Source organism: Pseudomonas sp. NPDC087690 (genome assembly GCF_044743175.1).
Lineage (GTDB): Bacteria > Pseudomonadota > Gammaproteobacteria > Pseudomonadales > Pseudomonadaceae > Aquipseudomonas.
In genome coordinates, this window is the sequence record NZ_JBIUVX010000001.1 from 784,002 (window position 1) to 803,476 (window position 19,475).

15 protein-coding genes are annotated in these 19,475 nt (G+C 60.2%); 10 read left to right on the forward strand and 5 right to left on the reverse strand.

The genetic code is table 11. The features are described from left to right. Positions 1-924: a LysR substrate-binding domain-containing protein gene (locus ACIPIZ_RS03650; RefSeq protein WP_401164238.1), complete on the forward strand. Its 924-nt coding sequence runs from the start codon at positions 1-3 to the stop codon at positions 922-924. Positions 925-943: 19 nt separating this feature from the next. Here ACIPIZ_RS03650 and ACIPIZ_RS03655 read toward each other — a convergent pair whose 3' ends face one another. Beyond that, positions 944-1,528, reverse strand: a complete 585-nt coding sequence (locus ACIPIZ_RS03655; protein WP_105709472.1) for a TetR/AcrR family transcriptional regulator — start codon at positions 1,526-1,528, stop codon at positions 944-946. A gap of 210 nt (positions 1,529-1,738) precedes the next feature. On the opposite strand from ACIPIZ_RS03655, the gene ACIPIZ_RS03660 reads away from it, so the two are divergent. Together ACIPIZ_RS03660 and ACIPIZ_RS03665 are read left to right on the forward strand one after the other, a co-directional pair. After that, entirely contained in the window at positions 1,739-2,416 is a 678-nt protein-coding gene (locus ACIPIZ_RS03660; RefSeq protein WP_064390435.1) for a type 1 glutamine amidotransferase domain-containing protein, read from the forward strand. Positions 2,417-2,502: 86 nt separating this feature from the next. Then, positions 2,503-3,624, forward strand: a complete 1,122-nt coding sequence (locus ACIPIZ_RS03665) for an alkene reductase (RefSeq protein ID WP_122660544.1) — start codon at positions 2,503-2,505, stop codon at positions 3,622-3,624. On the opposite strand, the gene ACIPIZ_RS03670 is transcribed toward ACIPIZ_RS03665, so the two are convergent. Then, positions 3,625-4,557, reverse strand: a complete 933-nt coding sequence (locus ACIPIZ_RS03670; RefSeq protein WP_401164034.1) for a Gfo/Idh/MocA family protein — start codon at positions 4,555-4,557, stop codon at positions 3,625-3,627. A gap of 189 nt (positions 4,558-4,746) precedes the next feature. On the opposite strand from ACIPIZ_RS03670, the gene ACIPIZ_RS03675 reads away from it, so the two are divergent. After that, positions 4,747-5,796 (forward strand): NAD(P)-dependent alcohol dehydrogenase, encoded by a 1,050-nt coding sequence (locus tag ACIPIZ_RS03675; RefSeq protein WP_105709475.1) that lies wholly within the window; start codon positions 4,747-4,749, stop codon positions 5,794-5,796. 60 nt (positions 5,797-5,856) lie between these two features. Here the strand turns inward: ACIPIZ_RS03675 and ACIPIZ_RS03680 are convergent, their stop codons facing one another. Beyond that, entirely contained in the window at positions 5,857-6,789 is a 933-nt protein-coding gene (locus tag ACIPIZ_RS03680) for an AraC family transcriptional regulator (protein WP_064390439.1), read from the reverse strand. Positions 6,790-7,347: 558 nt separating this feature from the next. Here ACIPIZ_RS03680 and ACIPIZ_RS03685 point away from each other — a divergent pair. The 4 genes from ACIPIZ_RS03685 (at position 7,348) to ACIPIZ_RS03700 (ending at position 11,286) form a co-directional block, all read left to right on the forward strand. Then, entirely contained in the window at positions 7,348-8,697 is a 1,350-nt protein-coding gene (locus ACIPIZ_RS03685; protein WP_105709476.1) for an MFS transporter, read from the forward strand. Between the two features lie 99 nt (positions 8,698-8,796). Further along, a complete protein-coding gene (locus tag ACIPIZ_RS03690; protein WP_122854487.1) occupies positions 8,797-9,489 on the forward strand; it encodes a fumarylacetoacetate hydrolase family protein in 693 nt (230 codons plus the stop codon). A 50-nt stretch (positions 9,490-9,539) separates the two neighbouring features. After that, complete coding sequence (locus ACIPIZ_RS03695; protein WP_105709484.1) at positions 9,540-10,298, forward strand: SDR family oxidoreductase; 759 nt, start codon at positions 9,540-9,542, stop codon at positions 10,296-10,298. A 31-nt stretch (positions 10,299-10,329) separates the two neighbouring features. Further along, on the forward strand, positions 10,330-11,286 hold the full coding sequence (locus ACIPIZ_RS03700; RefSeq protein ID WP_064390442.1) for a 2-hydroxyacid dehydrogenase: 957 nt from the start codon (positions 10,330-10,332) through the stop codon (positions 11,284-11,286). 39 nt (positions 11,287-11,325) lie between these two features. Here the strand turns inward: ACIPIZ_RS03700 and ACIPIZ_RS03705 are convergent, their stop codons facing one another. Further along, on the reverse strand, positions 11,326-13,452 hold the full coding sequence (locus tag ACIPIZ_RS03705; protein ID WP_401164039.1) for a TonB-dependent siderophore receptor: 2,127 nt from the start codon (positions 13,450-13,452) through the stop codon (positions 11,326-11,328). A 310-nt stretch (positions 13,453-13,762) separates the two neighbouring features. Here ACIPIZ_RS03705 and ACIPIZ_RS03710 point away from each other — a divergent pair, with 310 nt between their 5' ends. Together ACIPIZ_RS03710 and ACIPIZ_RS03715 are read left to right on the forward strand one after the other, a co-directional pair. Next, positions 13,763-15,301 (forward strand): cryptochrome/photolyase family protein, encoded by a 1,539-nt coding sequence (locus ACIPIZ_RS03710; RefSeq protein WP_401164041.1) that lies wholly within the window; start codon positions 13,763-13,765, stop codon positions 15,299-15,301. Between the two features lie 127 nt (positions 15,302-15,428). Continuing rightward, the gene (locus tag ACIPIZ_RS03715; protein WP_122854490.1) at positions 15,429-17,891 is read left to right on the forward strand and encodes a hybrid sensor histidine kinase/response regulator; all 2,463 of its coding nucleotides are present in this window, start codon (positions 15,429-15,431) and stop codon (positions 17,889-17,891) included. Here ACIPIZ_RS03715 and ACIPIZ_RS03720 read toward each other — a convergent pair. Further along, positions 17,853-19,400, reverse strand: a complete 1,548-nt coding sequence (locus tag ACIPIZ_RS03720; protein WP_122854491.1) for a sensor domain-containing diguanylate cyclase — start codon at positions 19,398-19,400, stop codon at positions 17,853-17,855. The genes ACIPIZ_RS03715 and ACIPIZ_RS03720 overlap by 39 nt on opposite strands. Between the last annotated feature and the right edge of the window lie 75 nt (positions 19,401-19,475).

Genomic DNA, 19,475 nt, shown 5'->3' on the forward strand with positions numbered 1-19,475 from the left:
ATGAAACGCCACTTTGAAGATTTGCAGTTGGGCAGTATCGAACTCTTCTGTCTCGCCGCCGACGCCGGCAGCTTCACCGCTGCCGCACTGCTCGCGGGGGTGACACCGGCGGCGGTGAGCCGCTCGATTCTGCGTCTGGAAAAACGCCTCGGCTCGCGGCTGTTTACACGAACCACACGCAGCATCCGCTTGACCGACGCGGGCAGGAAATTCTTCGAACAATGCAGTCAGGCACTGGCCCAACTGGTCGAAGCCCAGCAAGAAGTCATGGGCACGCAGACCACGCCGTCGGGGCGCTTGCGCATCAGCCTGCCCACCACTTACGGCCACCACCGCATCCTGCCGCTGCTGCCGAAATTCCGGGCGCTATACCCGCAGGTCACGGTCGATATCCATTTGGGCAATCGCAATATAGATTTCGTCGGCGAAGGTTACGATCTGGCGATTCGCGTGCGCGCACAACCGGACTCGACCCTGATTGCGCGCTTGCTGGAAGACGCGAAACTGGTGGTGGTCGCCTCGCCGCAATACCTGCACGCAGCGGGTACGCCGCAGACACTTGAGGATCTGCTCGAGCATGAATGCATTCAGTTCGAACTGCCGAGCAGCGGCCGACAGATTTCCTGGCTATTTCAGGACAATGGCAAGGATCGTGAAGTACTCGCGGCCGGAGGTTATTCCTGCTCCGATGACGTGCTCGGTGGCGTCACCCTGGCCAAACACGGTGCGGGACTGTTCCAGACCTATCGGTTCATCGTCGAGCGGGAGTTGGCCGATGGCAGTCTGATTGAGGTGCTTGAACCTTTCAGCGGTCGCTCAAGACCGTACACGTTGCTGTATCCCCACGGTCGCTATGTGCCCCAGCACGTGCGGGTCTTCGTGGATTTTCTGCTGCAGTTTCGCGAGCAATGGGTAAACGGCTGATGCACCGGGCATGCCGGCCTCAGACGCGCAACAGTTGCTTGGTCATCGCCATCGAGGTGTTCAGCGATTGCCCCGTCCGCTGCAGCTTGTTGAGTAGACTTGCACCCAGCCACAGCTGATACAACGTCTCTGCCAGATGCCGCGCATCGCCCGCCGGCAGGCTCTTTTGCGTCTGGCCTTCTTCGATGCACACGGTGATGCGCGCCACCACGCGCTCGGCACCGTCGCGCAAGGTCAGGCGCATCGACTCGGACAGATCGGCGACCTCGGCGCTGAGCTTCACCACCAGACACTCATCACCATGGCCTTCGAGGGTGCAGCGATTTTGCCAGCCCTGCCAGTAATCCATCAGCCGCTCGAACGCCGTCAGCCCCGGGAGTGTCAGGCGTCGCTCCATGTCGGCGAGGTAGCCGACAAAATAATCCTCGAGCAAGGCCTGGCCATACAGCTCTTTGGATTTGAAGTAGTGATAGAACGAACCCTTGGGCACGCCAGCGGTTTGCAGGATTTCATTGAGGCCGACACTGGTGAAGCCCTTCTCGGCCATCATCCGGTGGCCGGTGTCGAGCAAGTGTTGGCGCGTATCGTCGTAAGTCGGTTTCATGGGGCGCAAAGTCCAGACAATAGACCAGTCGTATATTTCACAGGCTGCGGAGTTTGCCACAGCCGGGCGGGAAAAACCTCCGTCGAAAAAATTACTAGACGACTGGTCTAATAGGAAACTATGCTGCGCTCCGTCAACCTAATTCATCGGGTGTCGATGCGACACGAATGCCTCGTGCAGCGCTATCACCTGACCAACCCAGGGTGCTCTATGAAAATCTTGATGGTTCTGACTTCCCACGATCAGCTCGGCGACACCGGCAAGAAAACCGGTTTCTGGCTGGAAGAATTCGCCGCCCCTTACTACGCTTTCAAGGACGCGGGCGCCGACATCACGCTGGTGTCGCCAGCCGGTGGCCAGCCTCCGCTCGATCCGAAAAGCGATGAGCCCGATGCGCAAACCGCCGAGACCGATCGCTTTCGCAATGACCCGGCTGCCCAGCAGGCATTGGCCAATACCGGCCTGCTGGCCGATGTCCGCGCCGACGATTTCGATGCCGTGTTTTACCCAGGTGGCCACGGCCCGCTCTGGGATCTGGCTGAAGACAAACACTCGATCGCCCTGATCGAAGCGTTCGACCGCAGCAACAAACCGCACGGTTTTGTCTGCCATGCGCCCGGGGTATTGCGTCATGTGCTCGCAGCTGACGGCAAACCGCTGATCCAGCATCGCGAAGTCACCGGTTTCACCAACGCCGAAGAAGCCGCCGTCGGCCTGACTGACGTGGTGCCGTTCCTCATCGAAGACGAGTTCCAGCGTCTCGGCGGCTACTATTCGAAAGTCGCTGACTGGCAGGTTCATGTGGTCGTCGATGGAAAATTGGTGACCGGTCAAAACCCCGCCAGCTCTGCCGCTGTCGCTGAAAAACTGCTGAAGATGTTGGGCTGAGACCCAGCGTCTACGTCCTCTGAACGCCGTGCGTGTTGCGCGGCGTTTTTTTCGCCCCCATTTAATAGTTGACTGGTCTAATAAACATGAATAGCCCCTACTTCACCCCTGCAAAACTGGGCCTGCACACCCTGAAAAACCGCATCGTCCTGCCACCGCTGACACGTCAGCGCAGCACGCAACCGGGCAACGTCGCCAATGAGCTGATGGCCGAGTATTACCAGCAGCGTGCCGGCGCCGGTCTGCTGGTGACCGAGGGCACGCAGATCGAACCCCGAGGCCAGGGCTACGCCTGGACACCCGGGATTCACACCCCTGAGCAGATCGCCGGATGGCGCAAAGTCACCGAAGCGGTGCATGCCGTCGACGGCGTGATTTTCGCGCAACTGTGGCACGTGGGCCGCGTCTCTCACACTGCGTTGCAGCCGGGTGGCGCCGCTCCCGTGTCCGCCTCCGCCGTGGCCACTGACCGAGTCAGCGTGTTCATCGAAACCGCGCCCGGTGCCGGTGAACTGGTGCCGCCGTCCGCGCCGCGCGCGCTGAGCACCGACGAAGTCCAGGAACTGGTTCAGCTGTACATTCAAGCGGCGCGCAATGCGATGGAAGCCGGGTTTGACGGCATCGAACTGCACTGCGCCAACGGTTATCTGGTCAACCAGTTCATCTCTGCCCATAGCAACCTGCGCACCGATCAATACGGTGGCTCGCTGCACAATCGCCTGCGTTTTCTGAAGGAAGTGGTCGCCGGCGTCGCCGAGTGCATCGGCAAGGAAAAAGTCGGTGTACGCTTTGCGCCGCTGTTCACCACCACCGATGAAGCGCGGACCTATCTGGGCATGGTCGAGGAAGATCCTCACACCACCTACATCGAGGCGATCAAGGTGCTGGAAGACGTGGGTATTGCCTATCTGTCCATCGCCGAAGCCGACTGGGACAACGCCCCGGCGATGCCGCAGACATTTCGTCAGGCGGTGCGCGACACCTTCAGCGGCGCGATCATCTATGCCGGGCGCTACAACGCCGAATCGGGTGCGCGTCTGCTCGACTCCGGGCTGGCGGACTTTGTCGCGTTCGGTCGTCCGTTCATGGCCAACCCCGACCTGCCGGCGCGCATTGCCAATGACTGGCCGTTGAATGCGCTGAATCCCGCCACGGTGTATGGCGGGACCGGCGAAGGCTATGTCGATTACCCGGTTTATGGCGCCTAGTCAGCGCTCGTCATAAAACGCCTCGACTGACACTCGGCTGCCGACAAAAAAACTGTCGGCCACTAAACGCAGCGGCTGCAAATCCAGATCGATGACCTTGTCAGCGATCAACTGCTGGAAATGCCGATACACCGCCGGATATTCACCCTCCTCCGACACCGTCTGGCGCACCCCGTCGATACTCAACAGTGCGCCACCGTTGTCCAGACGCAGTGTGCCTTCGGCGCAGCGAATCTCGATGCTCCAGAGTTCGTCGTGACCATGGTCGAAATCGAATTCGGCACGCACATCGAGGTGGCGTGCGTCAGACATCTTGATCGACGCGGCAATCGGCGATTGGCAGTTGCCCGGCACGCGCAGTTCTGCGGATTCGACGAACAGCGGCAGCGGCAGCAAATGGGTGACGATCGACAAGGCATTGATGCCCGGATCGAAGACGCCGAGGCCACCGGGATGCCAGATCCACGTCTGCCCCGGATGCCATTTGCGCACGTCTTCCTTCCAGTCGATCTGTACGCTTTGCAAGGTTCGCGAGGCGAGCCAGTCACGCGCGAGTGCGATCCCCGGCGCGTAACGCGAATGCCAGGCGAACAGCGCGCTGACGCCCTGCTCTGCCGCCAGATCAACCAGCGCCTGCGCTTCCCCCAAGGTCGCGCACGGCGGCTTTTCCACCAGCACATGTTTGCCGGCAGCCAATGCCTGCTGCACTAAAGCGAAGCGGCCTTGCGGCGGTGTGCAGAACGCAATCGCGTCAACCGCCGGGCCGTTTTCCAGCAACTCAGTCAACGACTGAAAGTTTTCCACGCCGGCGCAAGGCTTGCCCTGGGTGGCGACAGACACCAGCGTAAACGCCGGATTGGCGAGGATCGCCGGCACATGTTGATCCTGGGCAATCTTGCCGTAGCCCACCAGACCGAGACGAATCGGTTGCATCAATGACTCCGTTTTTTATCTTGTTTTAGTCAGCGAGTCGGCAGATTAACGACAAACGCGACGGGCGTCTGTCAACGCAACGTCACAACGACTCACAGGATCAGGCAAGGATTGCACAGGAATGCACTACTGCGCAGCCCGGCAGTACCGCAACAATGGCCACACGACCAAACGATTGAGGATGTTCCCATGCTTGTACAAGCCTACGGTGCCCACGCTGGCGACAAACCCCTTGAGCCGATGCAGATCAACCGCCGCGCCCCCGCCGCCCACGATGTGCAGATCGACATTGCCTTCTGCGGCATCTGCCATTCGGACCTGCATCAGGTCCGCGCCGAATGGGCCGGGACGCAATTTCCCTGTGTGCCGGGGCACGAAATTGTCGGTCGCGTCGCAGCCGTCGGCGCTCACGTCGCGGATTACAAAGTCGGTGACCTGGTCGGTGTCGGCTGCATCGTCGACAGCTGCAAACACTGCGACGATTGCGAAAGCGGCCTGGAAAACTATTGCGACGGCATGATCGGCACCTACAACTTCCCGACCCCGGACGCACCGGGCTGGACCTTGGGCGGCTATTCGCAAAACATTGTCGTGCATGAACGCTACGTGTTGCGCATTGGCCATCCCGAGGCGCAATTGGCCGCCGTTGCGCCGCTACTGTGTGCCGGCATCACCACCTACTCGCCGCTGCGTCACTGGAACGCCGGCCCCGGCAAGAAGGTCGGCGTGGTCGGCATCGGTGGCCTCGGTCACATGGGCATCAAACTGGCCCACGCCATGGGCGCGCACGTTGTCGCCTTCACCACCTCGCAATCCAAACGCGAAGCGGCAAAAGCACTGGGTGCCGATGAGGTCGTGGTCTCGCGCAACCCGGAGGAAATGGCCGCGCATGCGAAAAGTTTCGACCTGATCCTCAACACCGTCGCTGCGCCGCACGACCTCGACGCCTTCCTCGTGTTGCTCAAGCGCGACGGTGCCTTGACCCTGGTTGGCGCGCCCGCCACCTCGCACCCGTCACCGAACGTGTTCAACCTGATCATGAAGCGCCGCACCATTGCCGGCTCGATGATCGGCGGCATTGCCGAGACTCAGGAGATGCTGGATTTCTGTGCCGAACACGGCATCGTCTCCGACATCGAGTTGATCCGCGCCGATCAGATCAACGATGCCTACGAGCGCATGCTCAAGGGCGATGTGAAATATCGCTTCGTGATCGATAACGCGACGTTGGCAGGCTAAAAACAGCATCACCGGGCGAAGCGTCGCAGTACGTCGACCAGGTTCAGGCGAACGGCACAGTCAGGTATTGAGCGGCGATTGCGGCGTATCGGGGTTGAGTTGCCGGCGGCGAAATTGCCCCGGCGGCTGGCCGTGAATCTGGCGAAAACGTCGGGAGAAATACGCCTCGTCCGCGAAGCCGCACAGTCGCGCCACCTCGCCCACCGAGCGCGTGCTGTTGAGCAGGAAATTGCGCGCCGCGTGCATCCTGCGTTCGAGCACCAGTTCGGTGAAGGTCTTGCCGATTTCCTTGCGTAGCCAGTGCGTCAGATAGGTAGGCGACAGGTACGTCGCCGCCGCCACTTTGATCAGATTGAGGTCGGGGTCGGCGATGTTCTTGCGCAAATATTCGAACATTCGGCTCAGCGCATCCCGGCGGCTGACCTCGGCCGCATTCTCTTCGGCCAGACGCTTGAGTGGTTCGGCATACAGAAAACACACGCTGCCAATCAGTTGCAACAGCAAGCCCTTGAGCATCTCACGCGTACCAAACTGACGATTTTCGTCGAGGGTGCGCATCTGCTCGATCAAGGCACAGACCTTGTGGAAATCCTGATCGCCCAAAATGAAATCCAGATGCTCCTGAAAACGGAATGGCGACAACTCTGGCGCCAAGAGGATTGACACTTCTTCCAGATCCATCGGATCGCACTGCAAGTGCGGCAAAAGAAAGGTCTGGGAAAAATTGATCACCATGAAATTGCTGTCCGCCGGATGCGGGATCACATGCACACGGTGCGGCAGGATGAACGCCAGCGTGTTACGCGGGAATGGACGCACGACGTTGCCGATGTGCTGCACGGTGTCGCCACCGAGGTTGACCTGAATCTGGAAATACTCGTGACGATGGGGCCCGGTCTCGGCCCGACGGCCCTTTTTGTCGCGGATATAGAAGTCCGTCAGCTCGCTGCGCTGCTGCATGACATAGGTGGGAATACGACTGGGGGACGACATCGGCGCGCAATCCTCGACGGGTATTTACAGTGAGCAGGCAACCTTCATCTTGCCGAAAAGCCAGCCGCGCACGCAAGCAGTCATACGATGACATCCGTTTGGAATGATTTTTTTGCCTGGGCGGTGGCGTTTTGCCTGTCCAAAAAACCCTGCAACCAAGAGAAATATTTTTTCTATAACTATCAATATGTTGAAAGAGTCTTCGAATAAAAACCTCGGTCATTCGCCCATTTGAATTCTTGGACACGTTTCACAACGCGATTCCCATCGAGAAAAAATGATCTAACCCCTCGGTTGATTTACCGATGTTGTACGACCACTGTTGAACGACGCAGCCCAACCTCCTCCAAAAATAATCAAAGGTGTGCACGTCATGATGTTGCTATTGCCCCTCGCCGCCCCTCCCGACATCCCTCCGATCACGCCGCCCGCAAGACGTCTCTGAACGTCCGCCGCCGACAGCCAGTTCCGTTCGATTGCTATGCCCCGACCCTCGCGGGCAACGCCTTCGGCTGCTCGAAAACATCTCGACTCTTCTAACAATAACGAGGTCTCTTCATGTCCAGTTCACATGCTTCCCAAGCCAGCGTGCCGCCGGTGATCGCCGGCCCACGAGACGCCGTGGTGCCGCAACGCCTGCCCTCTCGGCGTCGCTGGTTCATGCTCTCGCTGCTGCTGATTGCGACGATCATCAACTACATCGATCGGGTCAATATCTCGATCGCCGCGCCGTTCATGGCCAAGGACCTGGGTCTGGACAAGATCGAGATGGGCCTGATTTTCTCGGCATTTGCCTGGACGTATGCCTTAGCCCTGGTGCCTGCCGGGTTTATCGCCGACCGCTTCGGTTCGCGCTTCACTTACGGTGTTTCACTGATCAGTTGGTCAACGGTGACCGTGTGCCAGGGGTTTGCCACGGGCTTCGCTTCGTTGTTCGGCTTGCGTCTGGCGGTCGGCGCCATGGAAGCCCCGGCATTTCCGGCCAACAGCCGCGCGGTCACGGTGTGGTTCCCGGCGCGAGAGCGCGGGCTGGCGAGCAGCATTTACGTGTGCGGTCAGTACCTGGGCACGGCATTGTTCACCGGCGCCCTGCTCTGGCTGGCGACCACCTTCGACTGGCGTCACGTGTTCTACAGCACCGGCGTGCTTGGCATCGTATTCGGCGTGTTGTGGCTGTATCTGTATCGCGACCCGTTGAACTGCAAGAAAGTCAGCAAAGCCGAATTGCAATACATCGAAGCCGGTGGCGGCTTGGTCAAAAGCAGTCAGGAGCGCACCAAATTCAACTGGCGACAGATCGCTGAACTGTTCAGCTATCGGCAAATCTGGGCAATTTGCATCGGCAAGTTCGCCAGCACTTCGGCGCTGTATTTCTTCCTGACCTGGTTCCCCACCTACCTGATCGAAGAACGCAAACTGACCATGATCAAGGCCGGGATCTTCGCCGTCCTGCCATTCGTGGGCGCCACGGTCGGCATCCTTCTCGCCGGCATTGTTTCGGACTTGCTGATCCGCCGTGGCTACTCGATGTCATTTGCCCGCAAGTTGCCGCTGGTGATCGGTTCAATGCTGGGCATGTCCATCGTGCTGGTGAATTTCACCGACTCGAACCTGATCTGCATTGCCGTACTGACCATCGCGTTCTTCGCGCAAGGCATCGCGTCATCTTCGTGGGCAGCAGTGTCAGAAGTGGCGCCCAAGGAACTGATCGGGCTGACCGGCGGGATCACCAGCCTGGCCGCGAACATCGGCGGCATCGTCACGCCCATCGTGATTGGCGCGATTGTTCACGCCACCGGGTCATTTGCCTGGGCCTTCTGGTTTATCGGCGGCGTGGCCCTGATCGGCACCCTCTCCTATTCGCTGTTGTTGGGCCGCTTGTACCGCATCGAATTGAAGGTGCGTTGAGCCCACGAACACCGTTTTCTCCAACAAGAGGCGGCATTCGTCCAACTTCGCCAACGATTGCCGCCGTACGCTGACTCTCCAGACAAGGACAACAACAGGATGAACATGACCGAATACGCCTTCACCCCGGATCTGCCCGTGACCTTGCCTATCGTTGGCAGTGAACAACGGTTTCCCGTCAGTCGAGTGTTCTGTGTCGGCCGTAATTACCCATGGCCAGATACCCAAGGGCAGTCGCGCCAGCCGCCGGTGTTTTTCATGAAACCTTCGAGCAGCGTTGTCGATGCTATCGGTGAGGTGGCGTTCCCGTCGTTGACCGAAGACTTCGCCCACGAAATCGAACTGGTGGTGGCCATCGGTGAAGGCGGCGCCGATATCCCTGAAAGCGAAGCCTTGGCCTATGTCTGGGGCTACGCTGCCGGGCTCGACCTGACCCGTCGCGATGTTCAGCGCACCGCCAAGAGCAACGGTTTGCCGTGGGAAGGAGCCAAGGTGTTCGACGGCGCCGCGCCGATGACGGCGATTGTGCCGGTGACACGCGCCGGTCATCCCGAAGGTGAGTTGTGGCTGAACGTCAACGGCGAGGAACGTCAGCGCGACAGCCTCGACAGCCAGATCTGGTCGGTCGCTGAAGTCATCAGCCGGATCTCCCGATCCGTGGCGCTCAGGGCCGGCGACTTGATCATGACCGGCAGCCCGGCCGGCGTCGACGGATTGCATCCGGGCGATGTGATCAACGCCGGAATCGACGGTATCGGCCAACTCGAAATGCGCGTCGGCCCACGGGCCTGAACCGCTCGCACGCCTTTGTGATTTGAAGACAGGAGAACAACAACATGTCCATCACTCAACCTTTGAAAGTCGCGCTGGTCACCGGCGCTGGCAGTGGCATCGGCCGCTCCGTGGCGCTTGGCCTGATGGCCGACGGTTACACCGTGGTGCTTGCCGGGCGCCGGCCGGAACCTTTGCGGGCACTGGTCGAACTAGCGGCAAGCGAAGGCCACGAAGCCTTGGCGGTGCCCACCGATGTGCGCGACGCGGCCAGTGTCGATGCGCTGTTCGCAAGCATTGCCGAGGTCTACGGACGTCTGGATGTGGTCTTCAACAATGCCGGGGTCAATGCCCCCGCCGTGCCCCTGGATGAACTGACGTTCGAACAATGGCGAAACGTGATCGACACCAATCTCAACGGGGTTTTCCTGTGCGCCCGTGGCGCCTTCGCACTCATGCGTCGCCAGCAGCCTCAGGGCGGCCGGATTATCAATAACGGTTCGATTTCGGCACACACGCCGCGTCCGTTCAGCAGTGCTTACACCGCCAGCAAACATGCGGTGCTGGGGCTGACCAAATCCCTGGCGCTGGACGGTCGCGAATTCAACATCGCTTGCAGCCAGATCGACATCGGCAACGCCTTGACCGAAATGTCGGTGCGCATGACCAAAGGCGTACGCCAGGCCAACGGCACTATCGCCGTCGAGCCAATGGTCGACGTCAAGCATGTCGCCGATGCCGTGCGCTATATCGCCGGCCTGCCGCTGTCGGCCAACGTTCTGAACATGACCGTCATGGCCACCGCCATGCCGTTTGCCGGCCGCGGTTGAGCCGGCCTTTTATTCGGTAAGTGAGGTTCACATGAAGCCAGAAGTCTTGCAGCTCAGCCCGATCCTGATACCTGAAATCAATGCGCGTCTCGACGAACTGTTTACCGTCAGACGCTACTTCCAACAGGCGGACAAACCGGCCTATTTGCAGGAACACGGCGCCAACATTCGTGGCGTGATCACCGGCGGCCACACCGGCATCACCCAGGCTGTCATGGCGCAACTGCCCAAGCTTGAAGTGGTGGCGGTCAACGGCGTCGGTACCGATGCCGTTGACCTGGCGTACGCCCGGGATCGCGGAATCCGCGTGACGGCGACCATCGGCGCGTTGACCGAAGACGTCGCCGACCTCGCCATCGGCTTGCTGCTGTCGGTATGCCGCGGCCTGTGCACCAGCGATCGCTACGTGCGCTCCGGCCAATGGCCGCACAGCGCGACTCCGCTGGCACCGTTGCCTCTGGCTCGTCAGGTCTCCGGCATGCGTATCGGCATCGTCGGCATGGGCCGGGTTGGCCGTGCGGTCGCCACTCGCGCCGCCGCATTTGGCTGTCCGATCAGCTACACCGATCTGCAACCAATGAGCGATGTGAACCACACCTTCGTTGCCGACCTCAAGCAGTTGGCCCGCGACAGCGATGCATTGATTCTCGCGGCCGCTGCCGACAAGGCTGAAGCCATCATCAACGCCGAAGTGCTACAGGCACTGGGCAAGGGTGGCTATCTGATCAACGTGGCACGGGGCAAACTGGTCAACGAGACCGACTTGGTGGCGGCCTTGGCCGCGGGCGAAATTGCCGGTGCCGGGCTGGACGTGTTCGTCGATGAACCGAACGTGCCGCAAGCCTTGTTCGGCAACGAACACGTGGTATTGCAGCCGCATCGCGCCAGCGCGACATTGCAGACGCGTACGCGAATGGGGGAAATGGTGGTGGCCAGTCTGCTGGACAGCTTTGCCGGGAAAACACCGCAAGGATGCGTCACCGGCTAAGCCCTGATCTCAGCGGGGGCCAACGGCCCCCGCTGCGAATCACAACGTATAGGCAATCCCGACCTGCACCGTTCTCGGCGCACCGGGATAGGCGTAGACGTTGCCGAACGCGCCTTCTTCGTAATCACGGTCAAACAGGTTCTTCACATCGAGGTTGAGCCGCACTTTGTCGTTGACCTTGTAGAAACCGAGCAGGTCGACGACGGTGTAGCTGCCCATCGAGAACGCGGTGTTGGCCGTTTGCCCGGCGCGCTCATCGACATACTTCAACCCTGTGCCCAGACCCAGGCCTTTGAAAGTGCCGTCCTGAAACTCATAGACGTTGAGCAGGCTGAAGCTGTTCTGCGGGATGTTCATCAGGCGTGTGCCAGAACGAATCACATTGTCCTTGGTGACCTCGGCATCCACATAGGCGTAACCGCCGATCACTCGCCACTCAGGGGTGAGATTGCCGGCGACGTTCAAGTCAAAACCACGACTGCGCACTTCCCCCGCCGCCACACCGAACGTCGAGTCCACGGGATCGGTGGTCAGCACGTTACGCTTTTCGATCTGATAGATCGCAGCATCGACGCTCAACTGCTGATCCAGCGCCTCCCACTTCACCCCCATCTCCCAGGATTTACCTTTCTCGGGTTCAAAACCACCGCCCTGGCGACTGGCGCCGGTGTTGGGTTTGAACGAGCGCGCGGTGTCGGCGTAAAGCGCAACCGCGTCGGTCAAGTCGTAGGACACGCCCAAACGCGGAGTGACCGCGTTGTCACTGGCCTGCCAGTTTTTACCGCCCGGCACGTAGGTTTCATAATCGTGTTCGAAACGCTCGAAACGCGCCCCGGCGAGCACTTTCAAGCGCTCGGTCAGTGCCACTTGATCCTGCACGAACGCTGCGTAGGTTTTGAGATTTTCTTTGTCGTGAGTCGGTGTCCGGGTCAATGCCGGGCGAGGCTGACCGTAGACCGGGTTGAAAATGTCGATCGGGTAGGCGCCGATTGCACCGCTGGAGCGCTGGATAATCGACTGGTAGTCGTAATCTTCGTACTCGACGCCGGTCAGCAACGTGTGCTGCAAGCCGCCCAGGGTGAAGTGGCCAGTCAGGTTGAGTTGGCTGTCCTTGTCTGTCCACTCGAGCTTGCGGTAGTTGAAGTTGCGTCCCAGTGTTCGGCCATCAGCGCCGATGCCATTCGCCTCGATCGCGTCGCCCTTGAGCGAGCCGTCGAGCCACTGGAAACCGCCGCCCAATGTCCAGTCATCATTGAGCAGGTGCTCGAAACGCAACTGCGCCATGTTGTTGTCGTTATGCAACTTGCCAACGTCTTTCTCGCCGAAGAACGTGTCACGCGAGGCGGTGCCGATCTGCTTGGGGTAACGCGTGACGCCACGGTCCAGCGGCGCGTTGTTGCGCATGAAGTCGCCCTCGAAGATCACCCGGGTAGCATCGGTTGCCTGCCAGGTCACGACCGGCGCCACACCATAGCGCTCAGTCTCGACATGATCGCGGAAAGTATCTCCACCCTCGCCGATGACATTGAGTCGGTAAGCCAGTCGACCGTCCTCGTCGATCGGACCGGAAGCGTCCAGCGTGCCGCGTTTCATGCCTTGGTCATTCAGTTGACTGCCCAATGTGACCTTGCTTTCCGGCAACGGCTGCTTGGAAACCACATTGAAGGTGCCGCCAGGGTCGCCACGTCCGTATAACATTGTGGCCGGCCCGCGCAGCACCTCCAGACGTTCAATGGTGTTGGCGTCAGGCATGTTCGGATAGCCGCGATTGATCGGGAAGCCATTGCGGTAAAACTCGCCGGTGGTGAAGCCGCGCACGGTAAACGTGGTCAGCCCCTGCCCGCCAAAATTGTTCGCCCGGCCCACGCCACCGGCGTAATCCAGTGCGTCCTGCAGACGCGTGGCGCCGAGGTCTTCGACGGCATCCCTGGACACCACACTGATCGATTGAGGCGTTTCGTGAATCGAGGTATCGGTGCGCGTGGCGCTGGCAGAGCGCGTGGCGCGATAGCCTTGCACCGGCCCGTCGGCACGTTCGTAGTCTGCGGCACCGATGACGTCGGTGGCTTCCAGCTCCAAGGCTGAAGTTTTTGTATCGGCCTCTTCAGCCCACGAAGAAGGCGACAAGGCTTGCAGCACGCAGATGGAAAGCAGAGTTCGACGCATGAGGTGAGAACCTTACGAATAAGCCAAAACGAAGGGCAGAACTGCCAGCAAAACGCCGCGCATGGTATACCAGTAATTTGCGTAATTGAAACTTATTCTTATTTGCCGCGAGAGTCAGGATTGCCGAACCGAGTCAGCTTCGTGGCGAATGCCGCAGTCTTGATGGAGTTTTGAAGGGCAGCTCGCTGTTTTTCTATTGATTGACCGACAAAAACCTATACATCAACTACAATCTGTACAACTATTCACCATTAGCACTCAAGCGTCCGCTCTGCGCCCTGCTGCCATTCATTACGCTGAATCCGTGCACATGAACAAAACCCATCGGCTGTGCCTGGTCCTCGGTGACCAACTGTCTTTTGATCTGGCTTCACTGACAGATCTGGATCGCGAGCACGACTGTGTGCTGATGGTCGAGGTCATGGAGGAAGCCACCCATGTTGCCCATCATCCGCAAAAGATCGCGCTGATCTTCAGCGCCATGCGTCACTTCGCTCAGGCGCTGGAGCAGCAGGGTCTGCGCGTGCATTACGTGACCCTCGACGACCCGCAGAACAGCGGCTCGATACCCGGCGAGTCAAGGCGCTGGCAGGCGCTGCTACAGGCGCACGCGTTGCACGTCACCGAGTGCGGCGACTGGCGTCTGGAGCAGTCGCTCAAGGATTGTGGCTTGCCGATCCACTGGCATGCTGACAACCGTTTCCTCTGCGGTCGCGACGAATTCCGCGTATGGGCTGCTGGCAAAAAGCAGCTGCGCATGGAGTTCTTCTATCGCGAGATGCGCCGCAAAAGTCGCCTGTTGCTCAACGGTGACGGCACGCCGGTCGGCGGCGCCTGGAACTTCGATGAAGACAATCGCAAAACCTTGCCTAAACACGTAAAGGCGCCCTACCCGGTTGGTTTTGCCAACGATGCAATCACCCTCGACGTGCTCGCATTGGTCAAAGAACGCTTCGCCAGTCACTACGGCAGTCTGGATACCTTCAACTACCCGGTGACACACGCCGACGCCCAGGCATTGTGGGCGTGGTTTCTCGACTACGGCCTGGCCGGCTTCGGCGACTATCAAGACGCTATGGCCAGCGGCGAACCGTTTCTGTTCCATGCGCGTATCAGCGCCGCGCTCAATATCGGCTTGCTCGATCTACGGCAGCTGTGCAGCGATGTCGAGTCTGCCTATTGGTCCGGCAGCATCGCACTGAACGCGGCCGAGGGTTTCATCCGTCAACTGATCGGCTGGCGCGAATACGTCCGCGGCGTTTACTGGCTGACCATGCCTGAGTACGCCGAGGGCAATGCTTTCGGTAACACCCGGCCTTTGCCCGAGTTTTACTGGACCGGCGCCACGCAGATGAACTGCATGCGCCAGGCCATCGGCCAAAGCCTCAAGCACGCCTACGCTCATCACATTCAGCGCCTGATGGTGACCGGCAATTTCGCCCTGCTCGCCGGCATCGCGCCGAGTCAGATCTGTGAGTGGTACCTGGCCATTTACATGGACGCGTTCGACTGGGTCGAGCTGCCCAATACCCTCGGCATGGTCATGCACGCCGATGGCGGTTACCTCGGCTCCAAGCCTTATTGCGCCAGCGGCCAGTACATCAATCGGATGTCCGACTACTGTCGCGACTGTGCTTACTCGGTGCGTGAAACCACGGCTGACAACGCTTGCCCGTTCAATGCGTTGTACTGGCATTTTCTGATGCGCCACAGCGACCTGCTGCGCGGCAATCAGCGCATGGGCATGATGTACAAAAACCTCGATCGCATGCCGCAAGAAAAACAGCAGGCACTGTGGCAACGGGGGCAGAGTCTGCTCGACCGACTGGATCGCGGCGAATCGTTATGAAAGCGCGCAAGCCTTGGACCTCGTGCAACTTAAACCAGAGACCTCGGGTCAATGGCTGACAAAACTTGTGAAGCTCACGGCCGTTCGCTGATTGCACGCAAGGCAAACAACTCACAACGCATGAAGGGTGGACATCCTGAAAGAGCTTACTCGCGAGGAGCTTGAGTCCGAAGTCACGCGCCTGCGGCTGGCCGTCAAGGCGACCTGCGACGCCGTCTGGGACTGGGATCTGAAGACCGACCAGGTCATCTGGAACGACTCGCTGCAACAGGCGTATGGCTACGCGTCAGCAGCCATCGAGCCGACGTGTGACTGGCGGTTTGCGCAGATTCACACGCAGGATCGCTCGCGCGTGACAACCTCGATTCGCTCGGCGATTGACGGTTCAGGCACGACCTGGAGCGCTGAGTACCGCTTCCTCTGCCACGATGGTTCGTACGCCGAAGTGCTTGATCGCGGCCATCTGATCCGCAATGCCGAGGGCCAGGCCGAACGCATGATCGGTGCGATGCTCGACCTGACCCGCTCGCGCAGCGCCGAAACCGCGTTGCGCCGCAGCGAGGAGCGCTTCAGCACCATTCTGGAAACCATCGAGGCCGCGTTCGCGATCGTCAAAGTCAAATTCGACGCCGACGACCACCCCATCGACTATTACTTCGTCGAGGCCAACCCGGCGTTCGAACGTCAGGCCGGGGTCAACCTGCGTGGCAAGTGGGTCACCGAGTTTGCGCCCAACCTGGAAAGCTTCTGGTTCGAGACTTACGGCCATGTGGCCAAGACCGGCGAGCCGGCCAACTTCGAGAACTACGCCAATACCTTCGAACGCTGGTTCGATGTGCGTGCCGTGCGTGTCGGCGACCCGGCCGATCGGCAGATTGCGATCTTCTTCAGCGATGTCACCGAGCGCCGCGATGCGCAAGAGCGTTTGCGCATCAGCGAAGCGGTCGCTCGGGAAAACGTCGAACGGGTCCAGCTCGCCCTGGCCGCCGGCGCCATTATCGGCACCTGGCACTGGCACTTGCCCAGCGATCGCTTCAGCGTCGATGAGGCCTTCGCGCGGGTGTTCAACCTTGATCCGGCCTGGGGCCTCGACGGTCTGACCCTGGAGCAAGTGGTGATGACCGTGCACCCGGATGACCGGGAAGGACTCACAACCGCGATCAACGAAGTCATTGCCCGTGGAGGTGCCTATTCGCACCAATACCGAGTGCGCGGTGCGGATGGCAAATACACCTGGATCGAAGCCAACGGCCGCGTCGAATGCGCCGAAGACGGCACGCCTTTGCGCTTTCCCGGGGTGCTTATCGATGTCGAAGACCGGCGCAACGTCGAAGCCGAGCGCGACCGGGTCACCGCCGCGTTAAAGGCGCTCAACGACACACTGGAACAACGCGTCTCGGCGCGCACCGCAGAACTGATGCAGGCCGAAGAGAAGCTGCGCCAATCGCAGAAAATGGAAGCGGTCGGGCAACTCACCGGCGGTCTGGCCCATGACTTCAACAACCTGCTGGCAGGCATTTGCGCCTCCCTTGAACTGATGGAAAAACGCATCGGCCAAGGCCGTCTGAACGACATCGACAAATACATGCTGATCGCTCAGGACGCCGCCAAACGCGCCACCGCCCTGACCCATCGCCTGCTGGCCTTCTCCCGGCGACAGACCCTCGATCCACGGCCAACTGAGGTCAACGCGCTGATTGCCGGCATGAGCGAACTGATCCAGCGCACCGTCGGCCCGAGCATTCGCCTGAAAACGGTCGCCGCCGCCGATCTGTGGCCGGCGCTGGTCGATGCCAGCCAACTGGAAAACGCCCTGCTCAACCTGTGCATCAACGCCCGCGATGCGATGCCCGATGGTGGCAGCATTACCGTCGAAACCGCCAATCGAACCCTGGATGCTGAATCGGCGCGCGTCCGGGAAATGCCCGAAGGGCAATACCTGTGCCTGTCGGTCGCCGACACCGGTACCGGTATGAGCGCTGAAGTGATCGCCAAGGCCTTCGACCCGTTTTTCACCACCAAACCGTTGGGCCAGGGCACGGGCCTTGGGCTGTCGATGATTTACGGTTTCACCAAGCAATCCGGCGGGCAGGTGCGGGTGCAATCGACCGTGGGCCAAGGCACGACCATGTGCGTTTACCTGCCGCGCTATGTCGGCGAAACGCAACGCAATCACGATGACACGCAAAGCTCGGCAACGCCTCATGCCAAGGCCGGCGAAACCATCCTGATTGTCGACGACGAACCCACCGTTCGCACGCTGCTCAAAGACGTGCTGAACGACCTCGGCTACAACTTGCTCGAAGCGGCCGACAGCGTTGAAGGACTGGAAGCACTGCGCTCCAGCGCGCACATCGATCTGCTCATCACTGATGTCGGTTTGCCGGGCGGCATGAATGGCCGGCAGATGGCCGATGCGGGCAGGCAAATCCGGCCGAAGCTCAAGACCTTGTTCATTACCGGGTACGCAGAAAACTCGGTGATCGGTAACGGTCAACTCGGCCCGGGCATGCAGGTGCTGACCAAACCTTTTGCCGTCGACACACTGGTATCACGGGTCAATGGTTTGCTGTCCATCGACGTCGAATAAGGGTTGCGCAGAGGACTTCATGAACCTGTTGCGCCCCGCCGTCTTCGCTTGATACAGCGCCTGATCGGCACACTCGATCAGACCGTGTACCGGGTCCAGATACGCACCTCGCGCAGCGGCGATGCCGATGCTCAGGCTCACGCGGGTCACGGGACTGGTAGGGTGGGCAATGTTTTCCTGCTGCAAGCGCTGAAGAATCAGCTGCGCCACTACCGCAGCACCGTCAATGTCCGTGTCGGGCATGATCACGGCGAACTCTTCGCCACCGTAGCGCGCCACCAGATCCGAAGGCCGTCGCACACACGCATCCAGCACGTGACCGACGGCCTGCAGACAGGCGTCGCCGGCAACGTGCCCGAGCGCATCATTGAACAGTTTGAAATAGTCGATATCGATCATCAGCAAGGCCAGCGATGAGCCGTCGCGCTGTGCCCGCCGCGCCTCTGTGGCCAGGGTCTGGTCGAAGCAGCGCCGATTCGCCAGACCGGTCAGCGCATCCTTCATGGCCAGCAGTTCCAGTTGTCGGTTCGAGCCGAGCAACTGCTGCTGAGCAATGCGCAGTTCGCCTTCAACCTGGGTCCGGCGCCGGATATCGAGGATCAAGCACCAGCCGATCAGGCCGGTCAGTCCCAACAGCCCCGCCACCACCACCGCCGACAACAGCGCCTCGGTTCGCCACGCCGTGAGTGCTTCACGTTTGCCGATGGCGACCGTGGTGATCAGCGGCAACTTCTCGCTTTTGCGGAAGGCGTAGAGGCGTTCGACGCCATCCAGGCTGGAGGTATACGACGCGGTACCGACCGATTGATCGACCAGGTATTTGGCGTAGATCGGCGACTTGGAAAAGTTGCGGCCCATGTCCTGCTCGCGGAACGGATAGCGAACCAGCAACGTGCCGTCGGTGTACGACAAGCCGATAGCACCTTCCTGTCCGACGTCGAGTTTGCCGAACAGGCGCAGGAAGTTTTCCACGCCCAACGTCACGGCCACGACCCCGGCAAACTCGCCACGATCATCATTGAAACGGCGGCTGACGGTGATCACCCACTCCTGATTGGAACGGCTACGGATGGGTGGCCCGATAAAGGGTTCGCGGCTCGGGTCGTCGCGATGATGAATGAAGTAGGCCCGATCACTGCTGTTGGCCCCCGCCGGAATCGGCCGGTTCGACGACATCAGCCAATGGCCCTGACGGTCGTAGATGGTGATCCCGCTCATTTGTGGCATCAACGGCTGTTGGCGGTTGATCAGCGCACCCAAGCGCTGGATCTGCGCGGGGCCACTGCCTTCGGTTTCCAGGCGTTCGACCAGCCCGAGCAACAGCAGCGAACTTTGCCGGACAATGCCCTCCGAATAGGTCTCGAGTGCCTGGGTCAGGTTCAACCCGTGCACGTTGACTTCCTCCAGCGCGCGATCGCGCGAGGACAGCACTTTCCAGATGGTCAGGGAAGCCAGAGAGCAGCCGATGACCAGCAGCAAGAGGATGACGAGGTGGGTATCACGCTTCACGAAAGTACCTAATGGAAAGTCCGGTTTCCCGTTCCGGCCGTTACTGATTCAAGGCAATAACAGCGGTCGTATGTC